The organism is Ruminococcus sp. AM42-11 (assembly GCF_003480145.1).
Lineage (GTDB): Bacteria > Bacillota > Clostridia > Lachnospirales > Lachnospiraceae > Blautia_A > Blautia_A faecis.
The window spans coordinates 124,501-143,830 of the sequence record NZ_QUIO01000006.1 but is presented as its reverse complement, the minus strand read 5'-3'; the positions used below and the strand labels follow the sequence as shown (position 1 = coordinate 143,830).

The 19,330-nt window shown below is 45.0% G+C and carries 11 protein-coding genes and 3 pseudogenes; all 14 read left to right on the top strand.

The features are described 5' to 3' along the window. The first annotated feature begins 465 nt into the window (after window positions 1-465). Window positions 466-2,094 (top strand): CTP synthase, encoded by a 1,629-nt coding sequence (locus tag DW904_RS05790; protein ID WP_118578480.1) that lies wholly within the window; start codon window positions 466-468, stop codon window positions 2,092-2,094. Between the two features lie 14 nt (window positions 2,095-2,108). Beyond that, window positions 2,109-6,656 (top strand): glutamate synthase large subunit, encoded by a 4,548-nt coding sequence (gltB, locus tag DW904_RS05785; protein WP_118578479.1) that lies wholly within the window; start codon window positions 2,109-2,111, stop codon window positions 6,654-6,656. Between the two features lie 14 nt (window positions 6,657-6,670). Continuing rightward, window positions 6,671-8,154, top strand: a pseudogene (locus tag DW904_RS05780) (glutamate synthase subunit beta). Window positions 8,155-8,491: 337 nt separating this feature from the next. Further along, window positions 8,492-9,812 (top strand): annotated as a pseudogene (glnA, locus tag DW904_RS05775) (type I glutamate--ammonia ligase). A gap of 19 nt (window positions 9,813-9,831) precedes the next feature. Further along, a complete protein-coding gene (locus DW904_RS05770) occupies window positions 9,832-10,386 on the top strand; it encodes an ANTAR domain-containing protein (RefSeq protein WP_118578478.1) in 555 nt (184 codons plus the stop codon). A gap of 104 nt (window positions 10,387-10,490) precedes the next feature. Further along, window positions 10,491-11,822, top strand: coding sequence for an aspartate--tRNA(Asn) ligase (gene aspS / locus DW904_RS05765; protein ID WP_118578477.1), 1,332 nt, complete (start codon window positions 10,491-10,493; stop codon window positions 11,820-11,822). Window positions 11,823-11,900: 78 nt separating this feature from the next. Next, complete coding sequence (gene gatC, locus DW904_RS05760) at window positions 11,901-12,194, top strand: Asp-tRNA(Asn)/Glu-tRNA(Gln) amidotransferase subunit GatC (protein WP_118578476.1); 294 nt, start codon at window positions 11,901-11,903, stop codon at window positions 12,192-12,194. An 11-nt stretch (window positions 12,195-12,205) separates the two neighbouring features. Beyond that, complete coding sequence (gene gatA / locus DW904_RS05755; protein ID WP_118578475.1) at window positions 12,206-13,678, top strand: Asp-tRNA(Asn)/Glu-tRNA(Gln) amidotransferase subunit GatA; 1,473 nt, start codon at window positions 12,206-12,208, stop codon at window positions 13,676-13,678. After that, a complete protein-coding gene (gene gatB, locus DW904_RS05750) occupies window positions 13,675-15,114 on the top strand; it encodes an Asp-tRNA(Asn)/Glu-tRNA(Gln) amidotransferase subunit GatB (RefSeq protein WP_118578474.1) in 1,440 nt (479 codons plus the stop codon). Before gatA ends, gatB begins: the two co-directional genes overlap by 4 nt. Window positions 15,115-15,134: 20 nt before the next feature. After that, a pseudogene (locus DW904_RS05745) lies at window positions 15,135-16,348 on the top strand (LL-diaminopimelate aminotransferase). Between the two features lie 83 nt (window positions 16,349-16,431). Next, window positions 16,432-16,761, top strand: coding sequence for a cupin domain-containing protein (locus DW904_RS05740; RefSeq protein ID WP_118578473.1), 330 nt, complete (start codon window positions 16,432-16,434; stop codon window positions 16,759-16,761). A gap of 194 nt (window positions 16,762-16,955) precedes the next feature. Next, the gene (locus tag DW904_RS05735; RefSeq protein WP_118578472.1) at window positions 16,956-18,218 is read left to right on the top strand and encodes a M18 family aminopeptidase; all 1,263 of its coding nucleotides are present in this window, start codon (window positions 16,956-16,958) and stop codon (window positions 18,216-18,218) included. Beyond that, window positions 18,211-18,804, top strand: coding sequence for an HAD hydrolase family protein (locus tag DW904_RS23645; RefSeq protein WP_243110312.1), 594 nt, complete (start codon window positions 18,211-18,213; stop codon window positions 18,802-18,804). Before DW904_RS05735 ends, DW904_RS23645 begins: the two co-directional genes overlap by 8 nt. Next, window positions 18,735-19,079, top strand: a complete 345-nt coding sequence (locus DW904_RS23640; protein ID WP_243110311.1) for an HAD hydrolase family protein — start codon at window positions 18,735-18,737, stop codon at window positions 19,077-19,079. The genes DW904_RS23645 and DW904_RS23640 overlap by 70 nt, the downstream gene beginning before the upstream one ends. Window positions 19,080-19,330 lie beyond the last annotated feature (251 nt).

Genomic DNA, 19,330 nt, shown 5'->3' with positions numbered 1-19,330 from the left:
TGCGGGATACCAACTACTTCACCCCACCCGCGTTGTTGTCGTTACTGTTTCTTTCTTCCCTTTCCAGTAACCAGCGATTTTGCAATGTATATTCGCAAGCCGCGCATTTCAGGAGCGGTTTTAGTGGAGGCGAGATCCATGACTTACGGAGACTTAGGCGCGAAGGCTCTCCTGAGCGTCTTAGTCGTAGTTAGTCATTAGCTTGCCGGAACGTTGCGACGCGCGGCGGTGAATATACATTGTGAAATCGCGTCCGGGATAACGACCAACACATTAAATAGCAAAAAAAGTGGATTGACAAAGCCAAAAAAATGATATATTATATACCATATTTTTGAATAAGAATTTGTTTTGACAAAGGCGTCAAAGAGAAATGGATAGGTTAAGTGCCCCCTAATCCTCCTCTTTGACGCCTTTTTTATATATTAGAACACATTAAAAGCAATTGGAGGAGGAAATCGAAAGATGGCAGTAAAATACGTTTTTGTCACTGGCGGTGTTGTGTCAGGACTGGGAAAGGGAATCACAGCAGCTTCACTTGGGCGACTTTTAAAGGCAAGAGGTTTTCAGGTCACAATGCAGAAATTTGACCCTTACATCAACATTGATCCCGGAACCATGAACCCTATTCAGCATGGAGAAGTCTTCGTAACAGACGATGGAACTGAGACCGACCTGGATCTTGGCCATTATGAACGATTCATTGATGAAAGCCTGGATAAAAATTCCAATGTAACTACCGGAAAAATTTATTGGTCCGTTTTACAAAAAGAACGTCATGGAGACTTTGGAGGAGGAACCGTACAGGTAATCCCTCATATTACAAATGAAATCAAAAGCCGCTTCTATCGCGCAAAATCCCCGGATGAAAACAGGATTGCCATTATCGAAGTCGGCGGAACGGTAGGAGATATTGAAAGCCAGCCATTTCTGGAATCCATCAGACAGTTTCAGCATGATGTGGGACATGAAAATGCAATCCTTATTCATGTAACCTTGATTCCATACCTGAAAGCTTCAGGAGAAATGAAAACAAAACCAACTCAGGCCAGTGTCAAGGAGCTTCAGGCAATGGGAATCCAGCCGGATGTTCTGGTATGCAGAAGTGAATATCCGCTGACCGACGATCTGAGAGCCAAAATTGCCCTGTTCTGTAACGTGCCGGTAAGCCATGTACTTCAGAATCTGGATGTAGAGTATCTGTATGAAGCCCCACTTGCGATGGAACGTGAAAAACTGGCAGATGTGGTCATGCAGTCATTGGGACTTGAAAAAAGAAAACCAGACCTTACGGACTGGGAGGCTATGGTAGAAAATCTCCGCCATCCGGATAAAACTGTAAACATTGCTATGGTAGGAAAATATACCCAGCTTCATGATGCATACCTCAGTGTGGTGGAAGCTCTGAAACATGGCGGAATCGCATGCAAGGCGAAAGTAGAGATTACCTGGATTGATTCCGAAGAGTTAAACGAGAAGAACCTGGATCAGAGGCTTTACCAGGTAGATGGAATCCTGGTTCCAGGTGGTTTCGGCGGAAGAGGAACAGAAGGAATGATCCTGGCTGCCCAGTATGCCCGCGTGCATAAGATCCCATACCTTGGAATCTGTCTTGGAATGCAGATGGCAATCGTAGAATTTGCCCGTCATGTACTTGGTTATGAAGATGCAAACAGCATTGAACTTGCACCAGAAACCACCAATCCGGTAATCGCCCTTATGCCAGACCAGGAAGATGTGGAAGATCTTGGAGGAACCCTGCGCCTTGGAAGTTATCCATGTGTGCTTGCAGATGGTTCTTTATCTCTGGAACTTTTCGGACAGAAAGAAATTCAGGAACGTCACAGACATCGTTATGAAGTTAACAATGCATATCGCAAAGAACTGGCAGAAAAAGGCATGACCATAGCAGGAACTTCTCCTGATGGTCACATTGTGGAAATGATCGAGATTCCGGCAAACCCATTCTTTGTAGGAACCCAGGGACATCCGGAGTTCAAATCAAGACCGAACCATGCTCACCCGCTGTTCCGTGGATTTATCCAGGCAGCTGTAGATAAAGTAAACAAAGAGGAAACTCTTAATCAACAATAGAAAGGATGAGGAAAATGAAAGAAGTGATAAAGGAAAGGCAGGGACTTTACCGTCAGGAATTTGAACATGATAACTGCGGTATCGGTGCAGTTGTCAATATCAAAGGCAAAAAATCCCATGATACAGTTGCCAACGCATTGCGGATTGTAGAGAATCTGGATCATCGTGCCGGAAAAGATGCAGAAGGCAAAACAGGTGATGGCGTTGGTATCCTCCTTCAGATTTCCCATAAATTTTTTAAGAAAGCATGTAAAAAAGAGGGAATCGAAATCGGCCAGGAAAGAGAATATGGTATTGGCCAGTTCTTTTTCCCACAGCACGAGATCAAACGTGCCCAGGCAAAAAAAATGTTTGAGATCATTGTGGAAAAAGAGGGACTGGAGTTCCTTGGCTGGAGAGAAGTTCCGGTAGTTCCGGAGGTTCTTGGACATAAGGCAAGAGAGTGCATGCCATGCATTATGCAGGCATTTATCAAAAAGCCGGATGATCTGGAAAAAGGCATCGCATTTGACCGTAAACTGTATATTGCCCGCCGTGAGTTTGAACAGAGTAATGACAACACTTACGTATGTTCTATGAGCAGCCGTACGATTGTTTATAAAGGTATGTTTCTGGTTGGACAGCTTCGTACATTTTTCTCTGATCTTCAAAGCCTTGATTATGAATCTGCGATTGCATTGGTACATTCCCGTTTCAGTACCAACACAAATCCAAGCTGGGAGAGAGCACATCCAAACCGTCTGATCGTGCACAATGGTGAGATCAACACTATCCGGGGAAACGCAGATAAGATGCTGGCAAGAGAGGAAAATATGGAGTCCCCATACTTAGAAGGGGAAATGCAGAAAATCCTTCCGGTAGTCAACCGAAATGGTTCCGATTCTGCAATGCTCGATAATACGCTGGAATTCCTTACCATGAGCGGCATGGATCTTCCTCTTGCAGTGATGATCACCATTCCGGAGCCATGGGCAAATAACGATACCATTTCCCAGGAAAAACGTGACTTCTATCAGTATTATGCCACTATGATGGAGCCATGGGATGGACCTGCATCTATTCTTTTCTCAGATGGAGATGTGATGGGTGCAGTGCTTGACCGTAACGGTCTTCGTCCGTCCAGATATTACGTAACATCCGATGGCTGCATGATCCTTTCTTCTGAGGTTGGAGTATTGCCGGTACCGGAAGAGAAAATCATATTAAAAGAGCGTCTTCATCCTGGAAAAATGCTTCTGGTAGATACGGTTCAGGGCAAGATCATTGACGATAACGAATTAAAAGAGATGTATGCGAAGAAACAGCCATACGGCGAATGGCTGGACAGCAATCTGGTACATTTAAAAGATATTAAGATTCCAAACGAAAGAATGGAAGAATATACAGAGGAACAGCGTTCTCGTCTTCAGAAGGCTTTCGGATACACTTACGAGCAGTATCGTACTTCTATCCGAAACATGGCGTTAAATGGTGCTGAGAGCATTGGCGCAATGGGTGTGGATACACCGTTGGCAGTATTTTCCAAACAGAACAGACCGCTTTTTGACTACTTCAAACAGCTTTTTGCACAGGTAACCAATCCGCCGATCGATGCGATCCGTGAGGAGATTGTCACCAGCACAAGCGTTTATGTTGGAAAAGACGGAAACCTTCTGGAGCAGATTCCGGAGAACTGCAAGGTATTAAAGATTAACAATCCGATCCTTACCAATACAGATATGCTGAAAATTAAGGAAATGCATCACGAAGGCTTCAAGGTGGCTGTTGTCTCCACTCTTTATTATAAGAGCACAAAGCTGGAGCGTGCTATTGACCGTCTGTTTGTGGAAGTTGATAAAGCATACAGGGACGGTGCCAATATTCTGGTACTTTCCGACAGAGGCGTGGATGAAAACCATATGCCGATTCCGTCTCTGCTGGCTGTTTCTGCAGTACATCAGCATCTTGTAAAGACGAAAAAGAGTACTTCTCTTGCTATTATCCTGGAATCCGGCGAGCCGAGAGAGGTTCATCATTTTGCTACTCTTCTGGGCTATGGCGCAAGTGCAGTCAACCCGTATCTGGCATTGGAGACAATCCATGAACTGATCGATACTCATATGCTGGACAAGGACTATTATGCAGCTGTAGACGATTATAATCATGCAGTTATCAGCGGTATTGTTAAGATCGCTTCCAAGATGGGTATTTCTACAATCCAGTCTTATCAGGGTTCCCAGATTTTCGAGGCAATTGGTGTATCTCAGGATGTAATCGATAAATATTTCACAGGTACTGTAAGCCGTGTTGGAGGCATTACACTGGAAGATATTGAGGAGAATGTAGAAAAGCTTCATTCAGAAGCATTTGACCCGTTAGGACTTACCACAGACCTTACTCTGGATAGTGTGGGTGCCCACAAAATGAGAAGCCAGGGAGAAGAGCACCGTTACAATCCGGCAACCATTCATCTCCTTCAGCAGTCTACAAGAACAGGCAGCTATGAGATGTTCAAACAGTATACAGATCTTGTGGATAAGGAAAATCACGGCAATCTTCGTGCGCTTATGGACTTTAAGTATGCAGAAAATCCTATCCCTCTTGAAGAGGTGGAGAGTGTTGATGAAATCGTAAAGCATTTTAAGACTGGTGCCATGTCCTATGGTTCCATTTCTCAGGAAGCACATGAGACACTTGCTATTGCAATGAACCATCTTCATGGAAAATCAAATACCGGTGAGGGCGGTGAAAGCAATGAAAGACTGGATTCAGCAGGAACAAAAGATGACAGATGTTCTGCGATCAAACAGGTAGCCAGTGGTCGTTTCGGTGTTACCAGCCGTTATCTGGTATCTGCAAGAGAAATCCAGATCAAAATGGCACAGGGCGCAAAACCTGGTGAAGGTGGACATCTTCCGGCGAAGAAGGTTTATCCATGGGTTGCGAAAACCCGTCACTCCACACCTGGTGTTTCTCTGATCTCCCCGCCGCCGCATCACGATATCTATTCCATCGAGGACCTGGCAGAGCTGATTTATGACCTGAAAAATGCAAATAAATATGCAGATATTTCTGTAAAGCTGGTTTCTGAGGCTGGCGTTGGTACGGTTGCAGCCGGAGTTGCAAAGGCTGGTGCACAGGTAATCCTGATTTCCGGATATGATGGAGGTACTGGTGCAGCACCCAGAAGCTCCATTCACAATGCAGGACTTCCATGGGAGCTTGGACTTGCTGAAACCCATCAGACACTGCTTATGAACGGACTTCGTAACCGTGTCCGCATTGAGACAGACGGTAAACTGATGAGCGGTCGTGATGTTGCAATTGCAGCACTTCTTGGTGCAGAGGAATTCGGTTTTGCTACAGCACCTCTTGTAACTATGGGTTGTGTAATGATGAGAGTCTGCAATCTGGACACCTGCCCGGTTGGTGTAGCTACCCAGAATCCGGAGCTGAGAAAGAGATTCAAAGGCAAACCGGAATATGTTGAGAACTTTATGAAATTTATTGCCCAGGAGCTTCGTGAATATATGGCAAAACTGGGTGTGAGAAGCCTGAAAGAGATGGTAGGACGCACAGATCTTCTGGTTGCTACAGATGCAGTTGATGAGCCACACAAAGGTAAAGTAGACCTTAGTGCAATTTTGAACAATCCATATGCAAAAGTTGGCAGCGAGGTAACCTTTGATCCGAAAGCAGAGTACAATTTCCAGTTGGAGAAGACTCTGGATGAGAAAGTTCTTGTGAAGAAATGCAGTCGCGCAATTCATGGCGGTGAGAAGACCAGATTTTCGGTAGAAGTAAAGAACACAGACCGTGCATTTGGAACAATCCTTGGTGCGGAGATTACCAGAAATAATAAAAACGGACTGCCGGAAGACACGGTAGAGATTGATTGTACAGGAGCCGGAGGACAGAGCTTTGGTGCCTTTATCCCGAAGGGTCTTACTCTGAAGCTTACCGGCGACTGCAACGACTACTTCGGAAAGGGTCTTTCCGGTGGCAAGCTGATCCTGAAGACTCCGGAAAATGCCGGTTACAAAGCAGAAGATAACATTATTGTCGGCAACGTTGCTCTTTATGGTGCAACTAGTGGAACTGCCTTTATTAACGGTATGGCAGGTGAGCGTTTTGCAGTTCGTAACTCTGGTGCCAATGCAGTTGTGGAAGGTGTGGGAGAGCACGGCTGTGAGTACATGACCGGTGGTCGTGTAGTAGTTCTTGGAAGAACCGGCAAAAACTTTGCAGCAGGTATGAGCGGCGGTATCGCTTATGTTCTGGATGTGGAAAATGTTCTTTATAAGAACTTAAATAAAGCGATGATTTCTATTGAAAAAGTAGACAATAAATATGACAAAAAAGAACTGAAAAATCTGATCGAAGCACATGTAGCTGCAACGGGATCGGAGCTTGGACAGAAGGTTCTGGATCAGTTTGACATGTATCTGCCTCACTTCAAAAAACTCATTCCAAATGAGTACAAGAAGATGATCACATTAAGTGCAAAGCTTGAGGAAAAAGGTCTGAACAGTGAGCAGGCGCAGATGGAAGCATTCTACGAAAGCATAGGAGTTAAGCATTAAGGAGGCAGAAGATCGTGGGAAAACCGACTGGATTTTTAGAATATAACAGAGAGACGGCAAAGGTTCTGCCGCCAAAAGTAAGAATTGCCAATTTCAAGGAGTTCCGTACTCCTCTTAATAAAGAGAAACAAAAACTTCAGGGAGCACGCTGCATGGCTTGCGGCGTTCCCTTCTGCCAGGCAGGCATGATGATCGGCGGCATGGCTTCCGGATGTCCGCTTCACAACCTGGTGCCAGAGACAAATGATCTGGTATTTACCGGAAACTGGAAACAGGCGTTTCTTCGTCTGAACAAGACACACAGCTTCCCGGAATTTACCTCCCGTGTGTGCCCTGCACTTTGCGAGGCAGCCTGTACCTGCAACTTAAATGGAGAGCCTGTTTCCACTAAGGAAAATGAACGTGCCATCATTGAGACTGCATATGCAGAAGGCTGGGTTGTTCCACAGCCTCCGAAGGTTCGTACAGGAAAGACCATAGCAGTTATCGGAAGCGGTCCTTCCGGACTTGCAGCAGCACAGCAGTTAAACAGAAGAGGTCACAATGTAACTGTATTCGAAAGAAGTGACCGGATCGGCGGACTTCTTCGTTACGGCATTCCAAATATGAAGCTGGAGAAATCTGTGATCGACAGAAGACTGAAGCTGATGGAAGCTGAGGGTGTGAAATTTGTGACAAATACAAATGTTGGAGTGGATATTACAGCAGAGGAACTTTTGAAGAAATATGACCGTGTAATCCTTTGTTGCGGAGCTCCAATCCCCGTGATATTAAAGTGCCGGGAAGAGATGCAAAGGGAATTTATTTTGCAGTAGACTTCTTGAAAAAAGTCACCAAAACTCTTCTGGACAGCGATTTTACCAAAGCTCCTTATGAAGAGGCAAGAGGCAAACATGTGCTGGTAATTGGCGGTGGTGATACCGGAAATGACTGTGTGGGTACTTCCGTACGTCTCGGCGCCAAATCTGTAACACAGCTGGAAATGATGCCAATGCCGCCAACAGAGCGTGCTGCTTCCAATCCATGGCCGGAATGGCCAAAGGTCTTAAAAACAGACTATGGCCAGGAAGAAGCAATTGCAGTGTTTGGACATGACCCCCGGGTTTACCAGACAACCGTTACTGAATTTATCAAAGATAAAAACGGAAATGTCTGCCAGGCCCGGATCGTAAAGCTGAAAAGCGAGAAAGATGCCAAAACAGGCCGTATGATGATGGTTCCGGTAGAGGGGACGGAAGAAGTGATCCCTGCAGACCTGGTACTGATCGCAGCTGGTTTCCTTGGAAGCCAGAAATATGTGACTGATGCATTTAAGGTTGCAACAACTGCAAGAACCAACGTTGAGACAAAACCGGAAGCCTATGAGACCAGCGTACCGCGGGTTTTCACAGCAGGAGATATGCACAGAGGCCAGTCTCTGGTAGTATGGGCAATCCGTGAAGGAAGAGAAGCCGCAAAGGCAGTGGATGAATCCCTGATGGGATATTCTTATCTGTAAGTTGGCAAAAAAATGCTTTGTGGAATAATACCTGCTGAATCGCTGTCGGGAAAATAAAAAAGAGAGTATATAAAAAGTATGGTCGGGGGCAAACTAAATTTGCTCCCGATTTTCCGTTCTGATACAAAATAATTATTTTGTACATCATTTTATACAACGCTGATATGGTAAAGTGGTAAAAAATAAGTTGACAAAGCATGACCTCATTGCTATAATTACCTCCATGAACAAGGGCGTTCTTCAGAAGGGTATCTTTTTGAAGTGCGCCTTTTTTGTTTAAATAAGTCATGCGTAATGGATGGATGAGGGCATGAGAGTGAAAGAAGGAGAGAACACCATGGGGAATTACACCAGAGAAGAAGTGTTACAGATGGCAGAAGACGAGGATGTAGAATTCATTCGTCTTCAGTTTACCGATATGTTCGGTACTTTGAAAAATATTGCGATTACAGCTCGGGAGCTCCCCCGGGCACTGGATAATGAATATGTAGTAGACAGCTCCTACATTGCCGGAATAGCAGGGGAGAAAGAGCCGGATATGTATTTACATCCGGACTATAATACTTTCACCATTCTTCCGTGGCGTCCGCAGCAGGGAAAGGTAGCCAGACTGCTCTGTGATATCTACCGCTCAGATGGAACGCCGCTTGAGAAAAGCCCGAGATATATTCTGAAACAGGTGGTAGAGATGGCTGCTAAGGAAGGCTATGTTTGTGAAGTGGATCCGGAATGTGAGTTTTTCTTATTTCACACAGATGATAACGGAGTTCCCACTACACTGACTCATGAAAAAGCTGGATATCTGGATATCAGCCCGCTGGATCTGGGAGAAAATGCAAGACGTGATATGGTTCTGAATCTGGAAGATATGGGATATGAAATTGAATCTTCCCATCATGAAACCGCTCCGGCACAGCATGAGATTGATTTTAAATTTTCCGGTGCAAATGAAATGGCTGACTGTGTGATGACTTTCAAAATGGCAGTCCGCACCATTGCAAAACGGCATGGACTTCATGCAACCTTTATGCCAAAGCCGAGAGCTGAGGTGAATGGTTCCGGTATGCACATTCATTTTGCATTGTATAAAGATGGAAAAATATATTTGCTGATCCTGATGATGTAAATGGTCTCAGCGAGGATGCTTATCATTTTATCGGTGGTCTTCTTGCACATAGTGAAGAGATGGCCGCCATTACCAATCCGCTTGTGAATTCCTACAAGAGACTTGTACCTGGCTATGATGCTCCTACAGAACTGACCTGGACAAAGAATAACCAGAACTCTCTGATCCGTATTTCCAATTTAAGATCAGACAGCCTGGCAATCGAGCTTCGAAGCCCAGATGCATCTGCAAATCCTTACCTTGTGTTTGCTGTTTGCATTGCAGCCGGTCTGGATGGAATTCAGCAGAAATTATATCCTACCAAGCATCGGATCGTTCTTTTTCCGAATCTGACCAGAAAGCTATGAATATTGGAAATCTTCCGCTGAACCTGGATGATGCCCTTACACATTTCGAGAATAGCACCTGGATCCAGAGTGTACTTGGTAAAAAGTTCTGTGAGGAATATGCAGCTGCCAAGAAGGAAGAATGGCTGAATTATATGAGACAGGTAAGCGAGTGGGAAATCAGCCAGTATTTATACAAGATTTAAGATAAGAGAGTAGCATGGTATGAACAGCAGCATTGTAATTGCATTACCGAAAATCGATGACGCAAAGAAAATACGTACCATATTGAACCGGCACGGTTTTTCTGTAGCTGCGGTATGTTCAACTGCTTCAACAGCACTTGCCAGCATGAGTGAGTTGGACGGAGGTATTCTGATCTGTGGTTATAAGCTGACGGACCGGTATTACCGGGATGTGCTGGAAGATATTCCTTCATATTTTGAAATGCTGTTGCTGGCATCTGGAAGAGTGATTGCGGAAGCGCCTACATCCGTCCTTACTGTGGAAATGCCAATGAAAGTCAGCGACCTGGTAAACACGGTGGATATGATGTTGTCCCAGATCGAGCGGCGGCTAAAAAAAGAGAAGAAGAAACCGAAAACGCGTTCCTGGAAAGAGCAGAATTACATTTCCAACGCAAAGTTTCTTCTTATGGAGCGAAATCATTTAAGCGAAGAAGATGCATACCGGTACATTCAGAAATGCAGTATGGATTCCGGGACAAATATGGTAGAGACAGCTCAGATGGTTCTGATGCTGTTATATGATGAGGTATAGTCTAAGGCAGAATTCTAATCCTGTTGTATAGGATTTTTCAGAAATTCTGGCTGGGGTTTTTATAAGATATATTTTTATGATTTTAGGAAATGGAGGATGAGGAAATGGAGTTTTTGGATGGAAGCTGGAAAAAAGAAGTGAGCAGCTGGGATGCACTGATGGGAGAAGAACTTCTGAATCAGGAAGCCATCCTGGAGGGCGCCATTCACAGTATCCGCAACATGGGAGATGTTGCATTTGTAATTATCAGAAGAAGAGAGGGTCTGTTTCAGACCGTTTTAGTAAATGAGGATGTTGATTTTTCCATTCATGATCTGAAAGAAGGCATGACAGTAAGAGTAAAAGGTGTTGTAAATAAAGAAGAGAGAGCGCCTCATGGCAGAGAGCTTCACATTCGTGAAATTCAGGTGCTGTCTTCTCCGGCTGAACCTCTTCCTCTTGCAATCGATAAATGGAAGCTGAATACTTCTCTGGAAGCCAAATTAAATTACCGTTCCCTTTCCCTCCGCAATATTCAGGAGCGCGCAAGATTTAAAATCCAGGAAGCTTTGACAAGGGCTTTTCGTGATTATCTCTATGAAAATGGATTTACGGAAATCCATACGCCGAAGATCGGAGCCAGAGGTGCTGAGGGAGGCGCGAACCTGTTTAAACTCAGCTATTTCCATAAACCGGCTGTTCTGGCTCAGAGCCCACAGTTTTACAAACAGATGATGGTGGGAGTTTTTGACAGAGTATTTGAGACCGGACCTGTTTTCCGTGCTGAGAAACATAACACCAAAAGACATTTAAATGAATATACGAGTCTTGATTTTGAGATGGGCTATATTGATAGCTTTGAAGAGATCATGGCTATGGAGACTGGCTTTTTGCAGTATGCAATGAAGCTTTTAAAAGAGGATTATGCAAAAGAACTGGAGATCCTGAAGGTTGAGCTTCCAGATGCTTCCAGGATTCCGGCAGTTCGTTTTGATGTGGCAAAAGAGCTGGTTGCGAAGAAATACAACCGTCAGATCCGTAATCCATTTGATCTGGAGCCGGAGGAGGAAGCCCTGATTGGTCAGTATTTTAAAGAAGAATATAATGCGGATTTTGTTTTTGTTACCCATTATCCATCTAAGAAGCGTCCGTTCTACGCAATGGATGATCCAGAGGATACCAGATTTACGTTAAGCTTTGACCTGCTTTTCCATGGCCTTGAGATCACAACAGGAGGACAGAGAATTCACGATTACAATGCCCTTCTGAAAAAGATAGAGAACAGAGGTATGGAGACAGAAGGAATGGAACAGTATCTGGATACATTTAAATACGGTATGCCTCCTCATGGTGGTCTTGGAATCGGTCTGGAGCGTCTTACCATGCAGCTTCTCGGGGAGGAAAATGTCCGTGAGGCATGCCTGTTCCCAAGAGACCTGAACAGACTGGAGCCATAAAAAAGCTGGATATCCAGAAAAGATTTTGGTATGGATCCAGAGTGGAGCGTAATAATTTCTGTGCAGGAGGATGAGAAAATGGCAAAACAGATTGACGATGAAACCATGGAAAATGTCTGCATTCTTGCAAAACTTTCCCTTACAGAAGAAGAGAAGGAAAAGGCAAAAAAAGATATGCAGGAAATGCTTGATTATGTAGATAAGCTGGATGAACTGGATACATCCAGTGTTGAACCAATGTCCCATATTTTTGGCGACCAGAATGTATTTCGTGAGGATGAAGTTACAAATGGTGACAACAGCGAGGCAATGCTTGCAAATGCGCCAAAAGCCAAAGAAGGACAGTATCAGGTTCCAAAGACCATAGGATAGGAGACATTCACATGGAATTAGAAAAATTAACAGCCTTACAGCTGGCTGATAAGATTAAAAAACATGAGGTCAGTGTTCTGGACGGCGTCAAGGATGTCTTTTCTAAAATAGAGGAAAAAGATAACAGAATCCACGCATATCTGGACACTTATAAAAAAGAAGCGTATGCAAGAGCAAAAGAGGTGGAAAAAGGCATTGAGGACGGAACTTATACCAGTCCTCTTGCCGGTGTTCCCATTGCTATCAAAGATAACATTTGTGTACAGGGAAAACCTACTACCTGTGCGTCAAAAATTCTGGAAGGATTTGTTCCCCAGTATCAGGCAGAGGTGATCAGCCGGCTTGAAAAAGCAGGAATGATCATTATCGGAAAAACAAATATGGATGAGTTTGCCATGGGAAGTACGACGGAAACTTCTGCCTATGGCATTACCAGAAATCCATGGAATACAGAGCATGTTCCAGGCGGCTCCTCAGGCGGCTCCTGTGCAGCTGTAGCAGCAGGAGAGGCTTATCTGGCACTGGGCTCTGATACAGGAGGTTCCATCCGTCAGCCAAGCTCTTATTGCGGTGTGACAGGAATGAAGCCTACTTATGGTACGGTTTCCCGTTATGGGCTGGTTGCATATGCCTCTTCTCTGGATCAGATCGGACCGATTGGAAAAGATGTGGCAGATTGCGCAGCACTTCTGGAAGTGATCGCTGGCCATGATCCGAAAGACAGTACTTCCATTGACCGAAAAGACCTGGATTTTTCCAGTGAGATGACAGATAAGATTACAGGAATGAAATTTGGTGTTCCGAAGGAATATCTGTCAGAGGGAATTTCGCCAGAGGTAAAAGATGCCTTTATGGAAACCCTGAAAGTGCTGACCCAGATGGGAGCAATTGTAGAATTTTTCTCTGTCAAAACTATGGAATATATGATTCCGGCATACTATATTATTGCCAGCGCAGAAGCAAGCTCCAACCTGGAGCGCTTTGATGGCGTAAAATATGGCTATCGTGCAAAAGAATATGACGGGCTTCATGATATGTATAAACGTACTAGAACGGAGGGCTTTGGAGAAGAAGTAAAACGTCGTATCATGCTTGGTTCCTTTGTTTTAAGCTCTGGTTATTACGATGCTTATTATCTGAAAGCCCTGCGCACCAAAGCACTTATTAAAAAAGAGTTTGATCAGGCTTTTGGAAAATATGACGTGCTTCTTGCCCCGGCAGCTCCTTATACAGCGCCGAAGATCGGAGAAAGCTTAAAAGACCCTATGGCAATGTACCTTGGGGATATTTATACAGTTGCCGTAAATCTTTGCGGACTTCCAGGAATTACAGTTCCCTGCGGAAAAGACAGTGCCGGACTTCCAATCGGAATCCAGATGATCGGAGACTGTTTTATGGAAAGGAAGATCCTTCGTGCTGCCCATGCCTATGAAAGCGTAAGAGGAGATTTTGGAACACCAGAGGAAGGAGGTAAGAGAGCATGAAACAGTATGAGACTATTATCGGACTTGAGGTTCATGTAGAACTTGCCACCAGAACAAAGATTTTCTGCGGCTGCTCCACAGCATTTGGAGGGGCACCCAATACCCACACCTGTCCGGTGTGTACTGGTATGCCAGGTTCTCTTCCGGTATTAAACAAAAAGGTAGTAGAATTTGCCCTGCGCGCAGGACTTGCCACAAACTGCAGCATCAATCAGTATTGCAAATTTGACCGTAAGAACTATTTTTATCCGGATAATCCGCAGAATTATCAGATTTCCCAGCTGTATCTGCCAATCTGCCATGATGGATTTGTGGAGATCGAGACAGAAGCTGGCAAGAAAAAAGTCCGGATCCATGAGATGCATATGGAGGAGGACGCAGGTAAGCTGATCCATGATGAGTGGGAGGACTGCTCTTTGGTAGATTATAACCGAAGCGGTGTTCCTCTGATCGAGATCGTTTCTGAGCCGGATATGAGAAGTGCAGATGAGGTTATCGCTTATCTGGAAAAGCTTCGTTGTACCATGCAGTATCTGGGTGTTTCCGATTGTAAGCTTCAGGAGGGTTCCATGCGTGCTGATGTGAACCTTTCTGTGAGAGTGGCAGGAAGTGATACACTTGGAACCAGAACAGAGATGAAGAACCTGAACTCTTTTAAGGCCATAGCACATGCTATTGAGGGCGAAAGAGAGCGTCAGATCGAGCTTCTGGAGATGGGTAAAAGTGTCACCCAGGAGACCAGAAGATGGGATGACAATAAAGAGTCTTCTCATGCAATGCGTTCTAAGGAGGATGCAAAGGATTACCGCTATTTCCCGGATCCGGATCTTCCGCCGATCCATATTTCCGATGAGTGGATCGCAAAAATCAGAAGTGAGCTTCCGGAGTTCCGGGAGGAGAAGGCTGCCCGTTATCAGAGTGAGTTTGGTCTTCCGGAGTATGATTCCCAGATTCTTACAGAGTCCAGACATCTGGCTGCTTTGTTTGAAGATGTGGCTACGCTGAGCGGCAACCCGAAAAAGGCGGCAAACTGGTTTATGGTGGAAGTGCTTCGTCTTATGAAGGAAAAAGGCATTGAGGCTGAGAAGTTAAGATTTACACCGCAGCATCTTGCAGATCTTCTTACAATGGTCGATAAGAAGGAGGTAAGCCCACAGAACGCCAAGAAGGTATTTGAAAAGGTATTTGATGAGGATGTTGATCCGATCGCTTATGTGGAAGAGCATGGCTTAAAGATCGTGGAGGATACCGGGCTTCTTAGCAGCACCATCAGCAGGATTCTGGATGAGAACCCTGGACCGCTGTCTGAGCTTCTTGGAGGTAAAGAGAAGGTTATGGGCTTCTTTGTCGGTCAGATCATGAAGGAAATGAAGGGCAAGGCAAACCCGGCAAGCGTGAGAGAGGCGCTGCTGGCTGAGGTTGAGAAGAGAAAGTAGATTTACAGGAGGATAATCAGATGGTTACCGTTAATCATAATTATTTAAAACTGCCAGGAAGCTATCTTTTTTCTACAATTGGAAAAAAGTGCGTGCCTATAAAGAAGAGAATCCGGATAAAGAGGTGATCAGCCTTGGTATTGGTGATGTGACACAGCCGCTGGTTCCGGCTATTATTGATGCTCTTCACGGGGCAGTCGAGGAGATGGCTCACGCAGAGACTTTTCACGGTTATGCGCCAGATCTGGGGTATGAATTTCTAAGAAGGGCAATCGCAAAGAACGATTACCAGGACAGAGGATGCGATGTTGCAGCAGATGAGATTTTTGTTTCTGATGGTGCAAAAAGTGATTCCGGTAATATTCAGGAGATTTTCGGAACAGATAATAAGGTTGCTGTGTGTGACCCGGTTTATCCGGTTTATGTGGATACCAATGTTATGGCGGGCCGTACCGGAGAGTATAATACGGTTCGTGAAAATTTTGACGGTGTGATCTATATGCCATGCCGCAAGGAGAATGGATTTTTGCCGGAATTTCCATCAGAAGTGCCGGATCTGATCTATCTTTGCTTTCCAAATAATCCGACCGGTTCTGCTATTACAATGGATGAATTGCAGAAATGGGTGGATTATGCCAACAAAAATGGCTGTGTGATTATTTATGATGCAGCTTATGAGGCTTATATCTCTGAGGAAAATGTACCGCACAGTATTTATGAGTGCGAGGGTGCGAGAACATGCGCGATTGAACTTCGAAGCTTTTCCAAGAATGCCGGATTTACTGGTGTTCGTCTTGGATTTACGGTTATTCCGAAGGAACTGGTACGAGATGGGGTATCACTTCACAGTCTGTGGGCAAGACGTCACGGCACCAAGTTTAACGGTGCTCCTTATATTGTACAGAAGGCAGGAGAGGCTGTCTATTCTGAGGCAGGTAAGGCTCAGCTGAAGGATCAGGTTGGCTATTATATGAGAAATGCAAAGCTGATCCATGATGAGCTGACAAAAGCTGGCTTCTCTGTTTCCGGTGGTGTGAACGCGCCTTATATCTGGCTGGAAACACCGGATAAAATGACTTCCTGGGAGTTTTTTGATTATCTCCTTAAAAATGCAAATGTGGTTGGTACGCCAGGTTCTGGTTTTGGTTCTCATGGAGAGGGCTATTTCCGTCTGACTGCGTTTGGAACTTATGAGAATACTCTGAAAGCCATTGACAGGATTAAGAGTTTGTAATTATAATTGAAGAAGGCTGAAAAACAGGGCGCATCTCTGGCGAAAGCTGGGGATGCGCCCTTTTACGAAGGAGGAGTCTGGATATGAAGATTAATCGTATTGAGCATATGTGCGAGGGAAATGGACATGTGATTATCAAGGAGCTGCTGGATGAGCAGCAGTTAAATGGAAAGTGCGGGCTTTATGCAGAGGTGACTCTGGAACCGGGATGTTCTCTTGGTTTTCATATGCATTATGGGGAGAGTGAGACCTATTATATTCTGACCGGAGAAGGGGAATATAATGATAATGGGACTTCCTGGAGACATGTGAAAGCGGGCGATATTACCTTTACACCAGATGGAAGAGGTCATGGACTGGCGAATACGGGGAATACGGATCTGGTGTTTATGGCGTTGATTATTAAAGATTGAGAGTGTTGCTATGCTCGCAAACCTGCCGAAAATCCCCAAGCCCCACAAGCAGTACCCGCTGCCACCTCCCCTGTGTATCGGTTGGAACTGGTTCAAATGTGGTATGACTTATCACTTTGGCGAGCGGGGCTCGCAAAACGATTGCGGGGGTGTGGCAAAGGGAAAAGTATAGAAAAATATTTAGGAGTTTAGAAATGAATCATACAGCAGAGAAATTACTTACATTTATCAAAGAGAGCCCTACTGCATTTCAGGCAGTGGAGATGATGAAAACAAGATTTACGGAGAATGGATTTACAGAGTTAAAGGAAGATGAGCACTGGGAGATAAAAAACGGTGGGAAGTATTTTGTGATCCGGAATCATTCGGCAATCATTGCATTTACCGTGCCGGAGATTTCCAGCGACGTGTTCCATATTATTGCAAGCCACAGTGATTCCCCGTCTTTGAAGATCAAGGAGAATCCAGAGATGGTGGAAAATGGGTATGTGAAGCTGAATGTGGAACTTTATGGTGGTGCGCTTCTGGCTCCCTGGTTTGACCGCCCCCTTTCTGTGGCTGGACGTCTGATCGTGAAGGAGGATGAACAGATTTGTGAGAAGCTTGTGACTGTGGACAAGGATATGTTGATGATCCCGAATCTGGCTATCCATATGAATCGTGAGGCGAACAGCGGTTATAAGTATAATGTGCAGAAGGATATGCTTCCTCTTTATGGCCTGGAGAGCGCTAAGGGATCTTTCTTTAAAACTGTGGCAGAGGCTGCAGGGGTGAAAGAAGAGGATATTCTGGGACATGATCTGTTCCTTTATAACCGCATGCCTGGTACTGTCTGGGGCAGTGAGGAGGAATTTGTCTCTGCGCCAAGATTGGATGATCTGCAGTGCGCTTTTTCCTCTATGGAAGGACTGATTGCTGGAAAAAATGAGAAGAGCATCTGTGTACATATGGTAATGGATAATGAAGAGGTGGGAAGCGGCACCAGGCAGGGGGCTGCATCTACTTTCCTTCGGGATACCCTCCTTCGTATTAATCTGGGGCTTGGAAGAAGCTACGAGGATTATCTGATCTCTCTGGCAAAGAGCTTTATGATCTCTGCGGATAATGCACATGCGATTCATCCGAACTACCCTGAGAAGGCGGATCCGGTGAACCGACCGCATATTAATGCCGGAATTGCGGTGAAGTATAATGCGAACCAGAAGTACTGCACAGATGGTATTTCGGCAGCGATGTTTAAGGAACTCTGTAAAGAGGCAGGGGTATCCTGTCAGGTTTACGTGAATCGTTCGGACGTAGCCGGCGGCTCCACTCTGGGAAATATTTCCAATACGCAGGTGGCTTTAAATACAGTAGATATTGGACTGCCGCAGCTGGCTATGCATTCTCCTTATGAGACTGCCGGTGTGAAAGATACCTGCGACTTTGTAAAGCTTGCGGGGGTATTTTATGCCTGATAACATTTTCAAGGGAAGTTATGAAGGTGCTTCTTCTACAGGAAGTGGACAGCAGATTCACAAAAAAGCAGTGTTTTTTGATGCTGATGGTACGATCTGTGATATTGAAAAAGGGACACCGGCCAGTGCTGTAGAGGCGATTACAAAACTGGTGAAGAATGGCCATCAGGCATGGCTGTGTACAGGAAGAAGCAGGGCGTTTGTGCCTGATTATCTGGAACAGATCCCTTTTACGGGAATGATCAGTGCCTGTGGATGTACCATTGAGAAAGATGGCAAAAGGCTTTTTAACAAGGAAATGACCACGGAGGCAGCATGGCATTCGGTGGAGGTGCTTCGGAAATATGGCATGATTCCGGTGATGGAGGGTGCTGATTGGATGTACTACGATAAGGATGAGTATAATACAGATATTAACTGGTATGCTGATCTGATCACAAAGGCTCTGGGGGCTAAGTGGCGTCCTGTTAAGGGGTATGAACACGACCTCATATTAATAAGATCAGTTCTAAGATCGTGCCGGGAAGTGATCCTGAGAAGGCCTGTGCGGAGCTTGAGGACTATTATGAGTTTATTGGCCATGTAGGGGAAGGTCTTGCCGGGGATACCATTGAGATGATCCCGAAAGGCTTTTCCAAGGCTGTTGGCATTGCGGCTGTATGCAGGATTTTTGATATTGCACATGAGGATACCATTGTATTTGGTGACAGCAATAATGACCTGTCTATGTTCGAATATGCAAAGACGAAGGTGGCAATGGGAAATGCGGCGCCTGGAATCAAGAAGCTGGCTGATTACGTGACAACGGATATTTTTCATTATGGAATTAAAAACGGGTTGGAGCACCTGGGATTGATTTAGCTGTTACTTTAGATCATTTCAGACAATTCGCGTACTCCGAGATAAGGGTAAAGGATAAAATATGGCAGAGCGATTAAATTACCAATGTAAATTTGAAAAATACAAAGAAGAGCTGATCAGATTGCGGCGTCATTTCCACAGGCATCCGGAACTGGGGCTTCAGGAGTTTGAGACATCTGCTTTTATACAGGAGTATCTGGGAAAATTAGGCTATCGGTTTCGGATTGTGGAGCCTACGGGGATCATTGCGG

Bases quoted from the DNA above. Each gene is read 5' to 3' on its own strand.
- DW904_RS05790 (WP_118578480.1), top strand. From the start codon at position 466: ATGGCAGTAAAATACGTTTTTGTCACTGGCGGTGTTGTGTCAGGACTG.
- gltB (WP_118578479.1), top strand. From the start codon at position 2,109: ATGAAAGAAGTGATAAAGGAAAGGCAGGGACTTTACCGTCAGGAATTT.
- DW904_RS05770 (WP_118578478.1), top strand. From the start codon at position 9,832: ATGAACAGCAGCATTGTAATTGCATTACCGAAAATCGATGACGCAAAG.
- aspS (WP_118578477.1), top strand. From the start codon at position 10,491: ATGGAGTTTTTGGATGGAAGCTGGAAAAAAGAAGTGAGCAGCTGGGAT.
- gatC (WP_118578476.1), top strand. From the start codon at position 11,901: ATGGCAAAACAGATTGACGATGAAACCATGGAAAATGTCTGCATTCTT.
- gatA (WP_118578475.1), top strand. From the start codon at position 12,206: ATGGAATTAGAAAAATTAACAGCCTTACAGCTGGCTGATAAGATTAAA.
- gatB (WP_118578474.1), top strand. From the start codon at position 13,675: ATGAAACAGTATGAGACTATTATCGGACTTGAGGTTCATGTAGAACTT.
- DW904_RS05740 (WP_118578473.1), top strand. From the start codon at position 16,432: ATGAAGATTAATCGTATTGAGCATATGTGCGAGGGAAATGGACATGTG.
- DW904_RS05735 (WP_118578472.1), top strand. From the start codon at position 16,956: ATGAATCATACAGCAGAGAAATTACTTACATTTATCAAAGAGAGCCCT.
- DW904_RS23645 (WP_243110312.1), top strand. From the start codon at position 18,211: ATGCCTGATAACATTTTCAAGGGAAGTTATGAAGGTGCTTCTTCTACA.